The organism is Halomonas sp. 111, from assembly GCF_052379685.1.
GTDB classification, from domain to species: domain Bacteria; phylum Pseudomonadota; class Gammaproteobacteria; order Pseudomonadales; family Halomonadaceae; genus Vreelandella; species Vreelandella citrativorans.
In genome coordinates, this window is record NZ_JBQSYV010000011.1 from 121,181 (window position 1) to 134,523 (window position 13,343).

At 51.1% G+C, this 13,343-nt stretch carries 14 protein-coding genes and 2 tRNA genes; 10 read left to right on the top strand and 6 right to left on the bottom strand.

Going from position 1 to position 13,343, the window contains the following annotated elements:
• Positions 1-123 precede the first annotated feature (123 nt).
• Together ACT3T7_RS10270 and ACT3T7_RS10275 are read right to left on the bottom strand one after the other, a co-directional pair.
• Positions 124-1,314, bottom strand: coding sequence for an amino acid aminotransferase (locus ACT3T7_RS10270; protein WP_444630970.1), 1,191 nt, complete (start codon positions 1,312-1,314; stop codon positions 124-126).
• Positions 1,315-1,653 carry a 4a-hydroxytetrahydrobiopterin dehydratase gene (locus ACT3T7_RS10275; RefSeq protein ID WP_444630971.1) on the bottom strand — a complete coding sequence of 113 codons (339 nt, stop codon included), beginning with the start codon at positions 1,651-1,653 and terminating at the stop codon, positions 1,315-1,317.
• 126 nt (positions 1,654-1,779) lie between these two features.
• On the opposite strand from ACT3T7_RS10275, the gene cobA reads away from it, so the two are divergent.
• From cobA to dcd, 4 genes are all read left to right on the top strand, one after another.
• Positions 1,780-2,559, top strand: coding sequence for a uroporphyrinogen-III C-methyltransferase (cobA, locus tag ACT3T7_RS10280; RefSeq protein WP_444630972.1), 780 nt, complete (start codon positions 1,780-1,782; stop codon positions 2,557-2,559).
• Positions 2,560-2,701: 142 nt separating this feature from the next.
• Positions 2,702-3,811 (top strand): kinesin, encoded by a 1,110-nt coding sequence (locus ACT3T7_RS10285; RefSeq protein WP_444630973.1) that lies wholly within the window; start codon positions 2,702-2,704, stop codon positions 3,809-3,811.
• 151 nt (positions 3,812-3,962) lie between these two features.
• On the top strand, positions 3,963-4,763 hold the full coding sequence (apbC, locus tag ACT3T7_RS10290) for an iron-sulfur cluster carrier protein ApbC (RefSeq protein WP_444630974.1): 801 nt from the start codon (positions 3,963-3,965) through the stop codon (positions 4,761-4,763).
• Between the two features lie 11 nt (positions 4,764-4,774).
• A complete protein-coding gene (gene dcd / locus ACT3T7_RS10295; protein WP_172118420.1) occupies positions 4,775-5,341 on the top strand; it encodes a dCTP deaminase in 567 nt (188 codons plus the stop codon).
• Between the two features lie 111 nt (positions 5,342-5,452).
• On the opposite strand, the gene purN is transcribed toward dcd, so the two are convergent.
• Positions 5,453-6,205 (bottom strand): phosphoribosylglycinamide formyltransferase, encoded by a 753-nt coding sequence (purN, locus tag ACT3T7_RS10300; RefSeq protein WP_444630975.1) that lies wholly within the window; start codon positions 6,203-6,205, stop codon positions 5,453-5,455.
• Positions 6,202-7,269: a phosphoribosylformylglycinamidine cyclo-ligase gene (gene purM, locus ACT3T7_RS10305; RefSeq protein ID WP_444630976.1), complete on the bottom strand. Its 1,068-nt coding sequence runs from the start codon at positions 7,267-7,269 to the stop codon at positions 6,202-6,204. The genes purN and purM overlap by 4 nt, the downstream gene beginning before the upstream one ends.
• Positions 7,270-7,468: 199 nt before the next feature.
• On the opposite strand from purM, the gene ACT3T7_RS10310 reads away from it, so the two are divergent.
• The gene (locus ACT3T7_RS10310; protein WP_193054645.1) at positions 7,469-8,581 is read left to right on the top strand and encodes an AI-2E family transporter; all 1,113 of its coding nucleotides are present in this window, start codon (positions 7,469-7,471) and stop codon (positions 8,579-8,581) included.
• The gene (hda, locus tag ACT3T7_RS10315) at positions 8,578-9,282 is read left to right on the top strand and encodes a DnaA regulatory inactivator Hda (protein WP_172118424.1); all 705 of its coding nucleotides are present in this window, start codon (positions 8,578-8,580) and stop codon (positions 9,280-9,282) included. Before ACT3T7_RS10310 ends, hda begins: the two co-directional genes overlap by 4 nt.
• A gap of 62 nt (positions 9,283-9,344) precedes the next feature.
• Here the strand turns inward: hda and ACT3T7_RS10320 are convergent, their stop codons facing one another.
• Positions 9,345-9,719 carry a phasin family protein gene (locus tag ACT3T7_RS10320; protein ID WP_087107407.1) on the bottom strand — a complete coding sequence of 125 codons (375 nt, stop codon included), beginning with the start codon at positions 9,717-9,719 and terminating at the stop codon, positions 9,345-9,347.
• A 240-nt stretch (positions 9,720-9,959) separates the two neighbouring features.
• Between ACT3T7_RS10320 and ACT3T7_RS10325 the strand changes: the two genes are divergently transcribed.
• Positions 9,960-11,336 carry a class II fumarate hydratase gene (locus tag ACT3T7_RS10325; protein WP_444630977.1) on the top strand — a complete coding sequence of 459 codons (1,377 nt, stop codon included), beginning with the start codon at positions 9,960-9,962 and terminating at the stop codon, positions 11,334-11,336.
• 8 nt (positions 11,337-11,344) lie between these two features.
• Here the strand turns inward: ACT3T7_RS10325 and ACT3T7_RS10330 are convergent, their stop codons facing one another.
• The gene (locus ACT3T7_RS10330) at positions 11,345-12,430 is read right to left on the bottom strand and encodes an endonuclease/exonuclease/phosphatase family protein (RefSeq protein ID WP_444630978.1); all 1,086 of its coding nucleotides are present in this window, start codon (positions 12,428-12,430) and stop codon (positions 11,345-11,347) included.
• Positions 12,431-12,603: 173 nt separating this feature from the next.
• Here ACT3T7_RS10330 and ACT3T7_RS10335 point away from each other — a divergent pair.
• From ACT3T7_RS10335 to ACT3T7_RS10345, 3 genes are all read left to right on the top strand, one after another.
• A tRNA-Val gene (locus tag ACT3T7_RS10335) sits at positions 12,604-12,680 on the top strand.
• A 21-nt stretch (positions 12,681-12,701) separates the two neighbouring features.
• A tRNA-Val gene (locus ACT3T7_RS10340) sits at positions 12,702-12,778 on the top strand.
• Positions 12,779-13,070: 292 nt separating this feature from the next.
• A partial coding sequence (locus ACT3T7_RS10345) for a hypothetical protein (RefSeq protein ID WP_193057209.1) occupies positions 13,071-13,343 on the top strand: 273 nt, incomplete at its 3' end.

The window sequence follows — 13,343 nt, forward strand, 5'->3', positions numbered from 1 at the left end:
GCCGCACGGGCGGCCTTGGCTCTGGCGGCAAGCGCGCAATTGTACACAACAATACAACCATTCCCAAGATACAAAAACGCCCAGGCAAAGCCTGGGCGCCGAGTAAAGCATTAGGCAACGCGGTTAGTCGTTAACCGCTGCAATTGCTTTGGCAAGGTAAGGGAGATTTTCATGAGAGAAGCCCGCAACGTTGGCGCGTCCAGAGCGGACCATGTAAATGCCAAACTCATCGCGTAAGCGATCTACCTGGTCAGGCGTTAGCCCGGTGTAGGAGAACATGCCGCGCTGTTCAGCAACACAAGCATATTTCTGATCCAGGCCGTAGGGTTTCAGGGCTTCCACAAAATCGCGGCGCAGCGTATTAATACGGTCACGCATTTCGGTGAGTTCTTCACGCCACATGGTGGTCAGTTCGGCATCGTTTAAAATTTCGCTTACGATGGCGCCGCCGTGAGCAGGCGGGTTGGAGTAGTTTTCCCGGGCCACAATGGCCACCTGAGAACGCACATTCTCCATCTGCTCCGCGTCTTTAGCGACCATGATAAGGCAGCCAGTGCGCTCGCAGTAGATACCGAAATTCTTCGAGCAGGAGCTGGTGATAATCACTTCGTCCAGCTGTTCGGCCAGTAGGCGTACGCCGTAGGCATCTTCATCAAGCCCTTCACCAAACCCTTGGTAGGCGAAGTCAACGAGCGGTAGGAGCTTACGTTCACGTAGAATGACCAGCACTTCCTGCCACTGCTCTTGGGATAGATCAAAACCGGTCGGGTTATGGCAGCACGCATGCAGCACCACGACGTCGCCTTCAGGAATTTTTTTCAGCGCGGCCAGCATGCCTGAAAAATCGAGGCGGTTATCAGCATCTACATACGGATATTTATGCAGCGCTATGCCCGCAGACGTAAAAATACCGTGGTGATTGGGCCACGTCGGGTCACTTACCCAAATACCTTTATGGGGTAGCTGAGTCGCAATAAAGTCAGCCGCTAAGCGTAACGCACCGGTACCGCCGGGGGATTGAGTAGCGCTGGCGCGTTTGGCTTCCAGTACGGGGGAGTCGCTACCCAGCACCATGGGCAATACGACATTGCTGTAGGCGGGCGCCCCGTGCGAACCGATATAGGTTTTGGTGGTTTCATTCTTGAGCAGGCGAGCTTCAGCTTCTTTGACAGCGCGCATTACCGGTGTAGTACCCTTTGAATCGCGGTACACCCCTACGCCCAAATCAACCTTTTGCGGATTGGTATCTTTTTTGAAAGCTTCGATCAGCCCGAGAATGGCATCTCCAGGGACTCGCTCAATATGCTCAAACATTTACTCAGCTACCTCGTCGGTTCTGGCGGCAAGAATGAAATCATTAAGATGCAGGCCATTAATACGATGTGTCCACCACATTACGGTGGTTTTACCCCATTCGGTGATTAACATGGGGTGGTGTCCGGCCTGCTCTGCTATCTCGCCAACACGCTGGGTAAATGTCAGCGCCTTGGCAAAGTCATAAAACGAAAAGCTTCGTGACAGCTTTATGATGCCATCGTGCTCGACAATCCGCCACTCCGGTAATTGCTCAAGATAAGCCTGACACTCGCTTTTATCTAGCGGCGGGGTGTCTTTCGAGCAGGGTTCACAGATGATTTGTGCAAGCCTGAGCATATACATTCCCTCATAAAATCGGCATAACACTGGTCATGAAAGCAGGCAAACGCAATCACGGCCAATTATCATTGGCATGATTACGCGTAAGCAACAATATAGGTATGAATTTTGTCAGGAGGTGGAATGAGTGGTTTTGTTAGCTTGGTGGGCGCAGGTCCTGGCGATGCAGAGTTATTAACCTTAAAAGCCTACAAGCGCCTTCAGCAAGCAGATGTCGTGCTTTACGACCGCTTGGTTAGTAGCGCTATTTTGGCGCTACTGCCGAGCAATACGCAGCGCTTCTATGTTGGAAAGGTCCGGTCGCAGCATAGCGTTCCTCAACAGGAGATTAATCAACACTTGGTCGACTGGGCCATTGAGGGCAAAAGCGTCGTAAGGCTTAAAGGCGGTGACCCGTTCATCTTTGGTCGCGGCGGTGAAGAGTTGGAAGCGCTAATCACTCATGGAGTAGCGGTGGAGGTTATTCCCGGTATCACCGCCGCCTCAGGATGCTCCGCTTATGCTGGCATTCCGCTTACCCACCGTGATCATGCACAGGCTGTCCATTTTGTGACGGGGCATTGGGCGGATGATGAGCAGGCAGTGGAGTGGGAAGCGTTAGCAAAACCAAACCAAACACTGGTTTTCTATATGGGGCTAAACAGCGTTGGTGTAATTAGCCAAAAGTTGATGGCGTATGGGATGTCGCGTGATACGCCTCTGGCGTTGATTGAGCAAGGGACGATGGCTGAACAGCAAATCCATGCGGGAACATTGGCATCGCTGCCTGAGGCCTTGACGACAGGCCGTATTCAGTCACCGGCGCTTTTAATTATTGGTGGTGTGGTTTCACTGCACACAAAGCTTGCGTGGTTCAAAAATGCTCATCCAGGCGAAGCTCCTGTTCATAATGATCTACAGTAGAAGGTGGGTTTGGCTAATGCATTGAATCTGCTAGTGGACTGGCTAGATGCCATTTGCTGTGTATGCTTGTAATGGACGATATGCGCTAAACGCACCTTTAACGCTGCTGATATCGGTAGCCTGGTAGAGAGAGGGACGCAGAATGTCAGAAGAAAACCATTCGGATCATCAGACGCCTGCGAGCAGGCTGGATGCCAAAACGCTATTTAAAGATAACCGAGTCAGGGCTATCGCGGGTATCGCCGCCATTGCCGTTATTTGGGCGATCATGGCGCAGTCCAACGCAGGCACTCATAAAGAGCGTGTTGAAGCGCTTGAAGGGCAACTGGCAAGTGCTGAACAGGACAACCGTCGTTATAGCCGCCGTATCCAGGAAATAGATCAGGCAGAAACCAATTTAGCGGACATGCAGGAAGAGGTGGCGCAGCTTGAAGAGCAGCGTAATGAAGCCAGTTCTGCGTTGGAAAGCGCACAAAATGACGTGGCTACTATTCAGACGCGCCTTGAAGAATTAGAAACTCAACGAGATGAACTTCAAAATGAAGTGGATGCTTTAAACCAAGAGCTGGAAAACGCCCAGGGTGATATGCAGTCACTGCGCGATGAGCGCGATGAAATCACAACAACCCGTGATAATGCTGAAGCGACACTTCAGCAGATAGAAGAAGCCCAGCAGAGCGCTGATGAAGCGCGGCAACAGGCTGAAACCGCACGCCAACAGGCTGAAGAGCAGCGCCAGCAAGCGGTTGAAGCACTAAGTAGCGCTGAAGATGATTTTGCTGAACTTGAAGAGCAGAGTCGTCAAGCTAATGAAGCGCTCTCTGGTCTTGAGGAGCAGGTGGCTTCGGCACAAAGTGAACTGGATGAGTTGGAAAATACCCGTGACTCCCTCGCCTCTGAGCGTGATGAGCTTCAAAACGAAGTCGATTCATTGGTTGAGCTTCGGGAAGAGGAGTCGCAGAGCCTGGAGCAGGTGCGTGGCGAAATGGAAGACTTGATGGTTGCGCTTGATCTTGGCCGTAATGAAGTTGCTAACATTAATAGCGATATTGAAGCGCGTGAAGAAACCTTATCTCAACTGGCGTCTCAGCTAAATAGTTGGCGAGACGAGCTTTCTTCCCTTGATCAGCGTTTAGGTAGCGCCGATGATGCAGCAAATGACGCTTCATCTGAGGGTGGCGCAACGGATCAGGCGCCTGCCAACGAAAGCGATAACAATCAATCACAGAGCCAACAGCAAAGCAATAATTAAGCGTATTCGTCTGAATCAACCAGACGAATTGACAGGCGGATGCTGGTAGCCCCAGCATCCGTTTTTGTTTGTTGGTTTATGAATACGTGGTCACAGAGTATCATTTGGCACAACGTGAATAGTTTTTGCCTGGATTATAGGAGCGCGACTAATGGACGGCGTTAAACATATTGTCGCAGTGGCCTCGGGAAAAGGTGGGGTTGGTAAATCGACCGTCACCGTTAACCTGGCGCTGGCACTGTCTGCTCAGGGTTATCGTGTGGGCGTACTGGATGCGGATATTTATGGTCCAAGCCAGGCGCAAATGCTTGGTGTGAAGGAGGGTGCCCGCCCCGAAGCGACTGACAACAACCAGTTTTTACCGTTGAACGCCCATGGCCTTCAAGCCATGTCGATGGCCTTTTTGGTCAATACGCGTGAAGCGATGGTCTGGCGGGGGCCAATGGTGGTGGGGGCTTTTCAGCAAATGCTCACACAAACACAGTGGGATAATCTTGATTTCCTACTGATTGACATGCCCCCAGGTACCGGCGATATACAGCTGACACTGGCGCAAAAAGTGCCAGTAACGGGGGCGGTTATTGTGACCACCCCGCAAGATATCGCGCTGTTGGATGCGCGTAAAGGTATCGAAATGTTCCGCAAGGTGAATGTTCCGGTGCTTGGTGTGGTTGAAAACATGAGCCTTTACCACTGTGAAAACTGTGGTCATGAGGCCGCAATTTTTGGTACAGGAGGAGGGGATAGCATTGCCGAAGAGTACCAGACAACCGTACTGGGACGGCTGCCATTGACGTTGTCCATTCGAGAGCTGGCAGACTCGGGTACTCCAAGCGTTATCTCAGAGCCTGATAGCTCGGTAAGCCAAGCGTTTGCAGAGATTGCCAGGCAAGTTGCCCAGTCAGTAAATGGCAGCGAAAGCGATGGGCCCACTATTTCTTTTAGCGAGTGATGAAGTAACACATGAGTATCAAATCAGATAAGTGGATTCGTCGCATGGCACAAAGTGATGCCATGATTGAACCGTTTGAAGCAGAGCAGGTTCGCTATGTTAATGATCAGCGAGTGATCTCTTACGGCACATCCAGCTATGGCTACGATGTCCGCTGTGCCGATGAATTTAAGGTGTTTACCAACATTCACTCGGCCATCGTTGATCCTAAAGCGTTTGACGAAAAAAGCTTTGTGGACGTAAAAGGTGATGTTTGCATTATTCCGCCTAACTCGTTTGCGTTAGCTAGAACGGTTGAGTATTTTCGTATTCCGCGCAGCGTGCTGACTATTTGCCTGGGCAAATCAACCTATGCGCGTTGCGGTATTATCGTGAACGTCACGCCGCTTGAGCCGGAGTGGGAAGGGCATGTAACGCTTGAGTTCTCTAACACGACCAATTTGCCAGCCAAGATTTATGCTCACGAAGGTGTGGCGCAAATGCTGTTTTTAGAGTCCGACGAGGAGTGCGAAACGTCGTATAAAGACCGAGGCGGGAAATACATGGGGCAGCGTGGTGTTACGTTGCCGCGCACGTAATCGATACGCCTGTTAAGTAGCCCTAAAAGCAAGGCCTTACGGTTTCCCGTAAGGCCTTGCTTTCTATTTACTGTGCGCGTTTCTGCGAACAGTAACCGACAGGTCGGTCAACTACACGTCGCTGTCTTCATCCAGCTCTTCATCAAGTTCTTCAGCGGCATCGGCATGAGAAAGACGCATACCATGTTCAGGCAGAAGATGGCCGTCCATTTTAGCGCCTTCCGCGCTGTACTGTAGCCGCCCCTCTAAAAACCACTGTACGGCGATTGGGTAAATCAGGTGCTCGCGGGCGTGGACCTTCTCTTTAAGCGTCTCTGCGTTATCCTCAGGAGTGACCGCTAATTCTGCTTGCAGAACTACGGGGCCGCCATCCAGCTCTTCGGTAACAAAATGCACGCTGCAACCATGGCTGGTTACGTTGTCGGCCAGTGCCCGTGCATGGGTATTTAACCCTTGGTACTCGGGCAGCAGTGAGGGGTGAATATTCAGCATCCGACCCAAAAAGCGTTGTACAAAGCGCGGCGTTAAAATACGCATAAAGCCAGCCAGCACAATCACGTCGGGTTCATGACGCTCAATCACCTTAATCAGCGCGCCGTCGTAAGCCTCGCGGTTGTCATATTCACGATGAGGCAGGGCGACGGCCTCGATGCCGGCCTCGTGGGCGCGCTTCAAACCATAAGCGTCAGCCACGTTGGAGATCACCGCCACAATCTCGCCGCCTAAACGGTCATGCGACTGCGCATCAATCAACGCTTGAAGATTACTGCCACTGCCTGAAATCAGCACAACGACCCGCCGTGGCCCGGTAGGTTCTGGTGTCATGTCGGTAATCGTGTCGCTGGGATATTCGGTACCACTCATGCTGACAGGTTCTCCAGCACCACCGCTTCTTCCTGACGTTGGGTAATATGCCCGATACGATAAACCGTTTCGCCTTGAGCTTGAAGGTGAGCCATGGCCTGGTCAGCTTCAGCCGCAGGAATCACCAGTACCATACCGATGCCGCAGTTAAGCACGCGGTGCATTTCGATTTCGTTAACATTGCCTTGGGCCTGAAGCCAATCGAAAACCGCGGGGCGCTGCCACGTATTAATATCAATATGTGCTGCTAGCGTATCAGGCAGTACGCGCGGAATGTTTTCCAGCAGGCCGCCGCCGGTAATATGGGAAAGCGCATGAACCGGAATAGAGGTGCCGCGCATTAGTGAAAGCAATGATTTGACGTAGATACGAGTCGGTGCCATTAATGCATCACCCAGTGGGGCATTATCTACCTGGGTGTCGAGAGAGGCATTGCTGACGTCAAGGATCTTACGAATCAGGGAATAGCCATTGGAGTGAGGGCCTGAGGAGGCAAGCCCAAGAAGAACATCGCCTTCTGCCACTTTACTACCATCAAGAATTTCGGACTTTTCCACCACACCAACGCAAAAACCGGCTAGATCATAGTCGCTGCCTTCGTACATGCCCGGCATTTCGGCGGTTTCACCACCCACCAGAGCGCAGCCTGCCAGTTCACACCCCGCACCAATACCCGTGACAACATCTGCCGCGATATCCACATCCAGCTTGCCCGTGGCATAGTAGTCAAGGAATAACAGCGGCTCAGCACCTGCAACAATCAAATCATTAACGCACATGGCCACCAGGTCGATGCCGATAGTGTCATGTTTGCCAAGGTCCATGGCGAGACGTAGCTTGGTGCCTACGCCATCGGTGCCAGACACCAGTACAGGCTGCTTGTAACCTGCTGGCAGCTCGCATAGTGCGCCAAAGCCGCCTAACCCGCCCATTACTTCGGGGCGTGTGGTACGTTTGGCAACGTGTTTAATGCGGTCAACTAGGGCATTTCCGGCGTCAATATCGACACCTGCATCTTTATAGCTGAGAGAAGGAGTAGCCGGAGAAGTGGAAGTCTCGGTCATGACAGTTCCTGTGAAGCCTATAGCAGTACGGGGTAGTGCTGGCGAAATGGCCAGTGCTGGGCAATAACTGCAGAAGATTGTAACACCCAGCGGCGTGGGTCGCATCGCCGGTATACATGTTGGGTCAGTGTTCCTCCAACTTTTGTTATTATTAAGCGTACAAAGCGCTATTGATGGATCCAGGAAGGAGAGTCATGTAATGCGAAATTCATGGTTAGGGGTTGGCCTGCTCGCGATTTTCATTGGGCTGGTGTATGTACTTAATTCGGTGTTGATGCCCTTTATTGCCAGCATGGTATTAGCCTATTTAGCTGACCCGCTGACTAACTACTTTCAGCGGCTGGGAATGAAACGACCTTTCGCCGTGAGCCTGGTGTTTCTGGTGCTGCTTATTGTATTAACGGCGAGTCTATTGATTTTTATTCCGCTGGTGATTCAACAAATCAAGCAGCTAGGGGAAGTGATGCCTGACATGTTCATGTGGATTGAGAATGTGCTGGCGCCACAGGTTCAGGAGTGGACGGGCTACGATTTGCGTGCCGAGTTAATCAATGTGCGTGAAGTATTGGTGGAAAACTGGCGTGATGCGGGAGGGTATTTGGCTCAAGCGCTAGGCCAAATTGGCCGCTCAGGTATGGCCTTTATGACATGGATTACTTATATCGCTTTGATTCCTGTCGTGACGTTTTATTTACTCCTCGACTGGAAACGGATGCTGCGCAATCTTGCAAGCCTGGTGCCAAGGCAATGGGCTGATGATACGTTTCGCTTAGCGCGGCGTTGCGATGAAGTGCTGTCCTCTTTTTTACGCGGCCAGCTTTTGGTGATGTTGTGCCTGGGCGTTATTTACGCGACCGGTCTTACTGTGATGGGGCTTAATTTTGGTTTGTTGATAGGTTTTGTTGCCGGCCTGGTAAGTTTCGTACCCTTTTTGGGGTTTATTGTTGGCATTGCCGTCGCCTTAATTGTTGCATTATTTCAATTCGGTACGTGGTGGGCGGTGCTCGGTGTGATCGTGGTATTTAGTATCGGTCAAGCTGCAGAAAGTGTCATACTGCAGCCCAAACTATTGGGCGATAAAATTGGTTTGCATCCTGTCGCCGTTATTTTTGCTGTACTGGCGGGTGGAAATTTATTTGGGTTTACCGGTGTGCTGTTAGCGTTACCCGTTGCAGCTGTTTTTATGGTGCTGCTTAGAGAGCTTAATGATCGTTATAAACACAGCACCTTTTATAATGCAGAACAAGGCTCGCTAACGCCTTTAAATCACCATAATGAGCTGGGGCGTCACGACGAAAGGGAGTCACCATGAGCCGAGTGCCGGCACAGCTGCCGTTAGGAGTAGGGTTGCGCGATGATGCAACCTTCAATAACTATTACGCTTCAGGCGCGAATGCTCCACTGGTTGAACATCTGACACAACAATTTCAACCGAATGCAGAGCCGTTTATCTATTTATGGGGTGCCCAAGGCAGCGGCAAAAGCCACCTGCTTCAGGCCGCCTGCCATGCGGCTTCCGATGCGGATATGCGGGCCTTGTATTTACCGTTAGCTGACCTGGGGCATTTTCCGCCCCTGATGCTTGAAGATATAGAGCGATTGGATTTAGTCGCGATTGATGATCTTGAGTATGTCGTTGGCCGAAAACGTTGGGAAGAAGCCCTGTTTCATGCGTTTAATCGCTTGCGCGATGCTGGCAAACAGCTTGTTATCGCCTCTAACACACCTCCGCGCCAGCTTGAGGTTGTGCTTCCGGACCTTGCTTCACGCCTTACCTGGGGAGTGACGTTTCATTTACACCCTTTGGATGACGAAAGCCGTTTGGCCGCGCTTAGGCTGCGCGCCAATGTCAGGGGAATGCAGCTACCCGATGACGTAGGGCGCTATATTTTGCACCGCGGACCTCGCGAATTAGGCGATTTATGTAAGGCGATTGAAACTCTGGATCAGGCTTCCTTGTCGGCTAAGCGTAAACTGACAATCCCGTTTGTTAAGTCTGCACTTGGCTGGTAAGCAAAAGCCCGCTGAGTGGATCAGCGGGCATCTAATGATTAAGTGTTCAGAACTTAAAAAAATCAGGTCGTTTGACGCATTTTGCCAGCAGCAGCCTGTGCTTGTTTCACGTTTTCTTCGGTTAGTTTTTGGCTTTTCTTGAAATAATCTTGCTGAAGCGAAACCACTTTATCGGCATCGCCTTTCACGCGTTCCGCTAGCTGCTTAACAACCTGCTGTTGGCCTTCCATATAATTACGCAATCCTTGCGGATCTTTAACGCTGGTTAGCTGGCGCAATTGATTAATACCCGTCTCAGCATAAGCCTGGTTTGCTTCCACCTGAGCGTTCAGCATCTTTTCGGCATAATCAATCGTTAGCGCAGCATAAGCGCGTGCAGGGGCCATAAAGACGTTATCAAACTGCTGGTTCATTTCATTTGTGTTGAATGCATTCATTATGAAACTCCTGCCTGAACAATAAAAATGTCATTCGTTTAGCGTTTCTGCAGTGCAGCATAGCAGTCGTTTTTGTGCGCCGCAATATAAAGAGGCAGGCTTAATGTGAGCATGATGGGACATGACGGTTTACCTGGCCGGTTGGAGCGTCTAGTTTGAATAACGGCAGCGGTTGAGAAGGGATTTGCCCACGTGATCGCTTGTAGATAAGGTTGATTATCACTCAAAGGAGAGAATCATATGGATACTCGTATCGAGCGCGATAGCATGGGTGAGCTTGAAGTGCCTTCTTCCGCGCTTTATGGCGCTCAAACGCAGCGGGCCATTAATAATTTTCCGGTGTCTCACACCCCTATGCCCCCCGCGTTTATCCATTCCGTAGCGCGGATAAAGCTGGCTGCAGCGCGGGCTAACCAGCAGTTGGGCCTGTTGGATGATGCTAGGGCCAAGGCTATTCAAAACGCAGCACAGGCTGTGATTAACGGGCAGCACGACGACCAGTTCCCGATCGACATTTTTCAAACGGGCTCGGGCACTTCTACCAATATGAACGTGAATGAAGTATTGGCTACCTTGGCAAGTCGTGAAGGTGTCGATGTGACGCCTAATGATCACGTGAATATGGGGCAATCAAGTAATGACGTTATCCCAACCGCCATACATGTGTCAGCAGCGATTGCGGTTAATGAGTCTCTCAAGCCAGCACTTGAGCATTTAAAGACCTGTATTGATCAGCGTGCCGAGGAGCTAAAAGATGTTGTCAAAACGGGACGCACCCATTTAATGGATGCGATGCCGTTACGCATGGACCAGGAGCTCGGGGCCTGGTCGAGTCAATTAGGGCAGGCTATTGAGCGATTCGACAGCGCGATGAGCAGGCTATGCCGCTTGGCACAGGGTGGGACAGCGGTTGGTACGGGTATTAATGCACCTGAGGGATTCGCTGAGCAGGTAGCCAAAGAGCTAAGCGAGCAAACCGGGCTGAATTTTGCACCCAACGATAGTTTTTTTGCCAGTCTTTCATCTCAGGATGCCGCCGTTGAGCTATCCGGGCAGTTAAAAGGCCTCGCGTGCGTCATTATGAAGATTGCCAACGACTTACGCTGGATGAACTCAGGCCCCTTGGCTGGGCTCGGCGAAATTGAGCTTGAGGCGCTTCAGCCGGGTAGTTCCATCATGCCGGGCAAAGTTAACCCTGTGATTCCTGAGTCGGCAGCGCAGGCGTCAGCCCAGGTGATTGGGTTGGATTCGGCCATTACCGTGGCAGGCCAGAGTGGTAATTTTCAGTTGAACGTCATGCTGCCACTGGTGGCAACGAATTTGCTCACGGCGATTACGCTAATGAGTAATACGTCACGGCTACTGGCGGATAGAGCAATTGCAACGTTCAAGGTGCGAGAAGATAACTTGCAAGGCCCCTTGGCTCGAAATCCGATCCTTGTGACCGCGCTTAATAGCGTGATTGGCTATAATGCCGCGGCGGCAGTGGCTAAAAAAGCCTACCAGGCAGGTAGGCCTATCATTGATGTTGCTGAGGAAGAGACGGATCTGGATCGTAAAACGCTGGAACGCCTTTTGGATCCAAGCGTATTGGCCCAGGGAGGCGTTCCGGAGTAACCCGTCGATCAGGTTAGTTGCTTCTCGGTTTTGCCTTTTTGAATCGTTTCGCTGGCTTGTTGATGCTCTTCGCTGTCTGCTTCGGGTCGCTCCTGCTCATTTTGGCGAGAGGGCTGATAGCAGAGGGTGGCGAGAATAGGAAAGTGGTCAGACCCAAAGGCATCAAGGCGCTGCATGTTGACCAGGGTGAAGTGGTTGGTTACAAAAATGTGATCAAGAGGCCAGCGTAATAAGGGGTTCTTGGCGTGGAAGGTGCTAAACATGCCCCGTCCGCGCCTGGGGTCAAGCATGCCGCTTACCCTGCAAAATAGTCGAGTGGTACGTGACCAGGCGACGTCATTCAGGTCGCCAGCCACCAGGGTCGGCTGGGGCGTTTGATGCACCTCTTGGCCCACCCATAAAAGTTCGGCATCACGCCATAACGACTTTTCGCTTTCTGAGGGTGCTGGTGGGCGAGGGTGGACGGCATATAGGCGAATATAATCGCCGCTTTCAAGCTGCACCTGAGTATGAATGGAAGGGATATCCTCCTGAATTAGCCATTTAACGGAGGTGTCTTTTAGCGGCAAGCGCGAATAAAGATGCATACCGTACAAGTTATCTAAAGGCACTTTAACGTTATATTTCCAGCGTTCTGCTAGCACGGGGTCGAGCTTATCCTGCCACCACTGATCGGACTCAAGGGTTAAAATGATATCCGGCTGGTGTTGCTGGATCATCCCCAATAATCCTTCCGTGTGCCGATTAGGCGTCAGCACATTGGCGATTAAAAGCGTAATGTACTGTTTGCTGGAAGACTGCTTGGATGCGTTTTTAACGTCCACTGGCCATAACCGAGTCCAAGGCAAGATATATTGGCTTTGTAAAGCGACGGTGATGAGAACGATAACCCAAATCGCGGTACGCCAATTGCCAGGCGATAGAAAGACGAGAGCGGATACCCCACAAAGCAGCGACAGAGTTGCTATTTGAACGCGAGGGAATTCAAAGCAGCGGACCCACCACCAGCGAAGAGGGATGCGTGCAATCAGTGTTGCAAGCAGTGGTATTAACGCTATGCAAGCAAGGAGGGGGGTAAGGAGAGGGGCGAGCATTATTGGTTTCCTGCTTTAGAAAGAGGGGGGAGACGGTTTAAAACGCTGAAAATTTAAATACTCACTTACGTAGCGATTTTATAGCGAGATAGGGCGTGAGTGGGTTGTTCAGAAAGAAAAAATTAGCTTGCAATGCAGTGATAAATAAGTAGAATACGCATCCGTTGCACGACAGGACCATAGCTCAGTTGGTTAGAGCGCCACGTTGACATCGTGGAGGTCGGCGGTTCAAATCCGCCTGGTCCTACCATCATCGCAACCTTTTCTATTTAGGACCATAGCTCAGTTGGTTAGAGCGCCACGTTGACATCGTGGAGGTCGGCGGTTCAAATCCGCCTGGTCCTACCAAATTGTTAGCCCCGTGCTTTTTTAAGCGCGGGGTTTTTTGTTTAGCGTCGTTCTCATACCGTGCACGTTTATTGCGCGCAGCATTTTTACTCAGGCAGCTTACTTTGTCGGGTGTAGCGCCCTGTGATCAGGGGGCTTGGAACGCTGTGTCTTTTTGCGTGAGATGGTACCTGTCACGATAACGTCATGCTTCATGAAGTACAATATGTGTATAGCTATTGGCGTGGCGCTATGCGGGAATTCGCGCTGTGATGAACCACTCTCTCCATGAACATGATTCAAGGATGAAGATATGTATCTTAATTTATTGCCCCGTTGGGCCTCAGTTTTTGGTGGCTTAAAGTTAGGCCGTAAATCTGCAAATAAACCGCCGCTAGTGAGCGATAATAGTGAGAGTGTGGAGCTTGATGAGTATTTTCATACGGCTCAAGAGCTAGGGTTGAGCCGCTATAAGGCAGAAGAAATATTCAACCAAACGCTAAGAAAAGCGCGCCGCCGCTCTGAACTATCCATGAGCGACGTTATTTTTCGCGCTTACTGCACCATTCATCTACATGCTTACCAC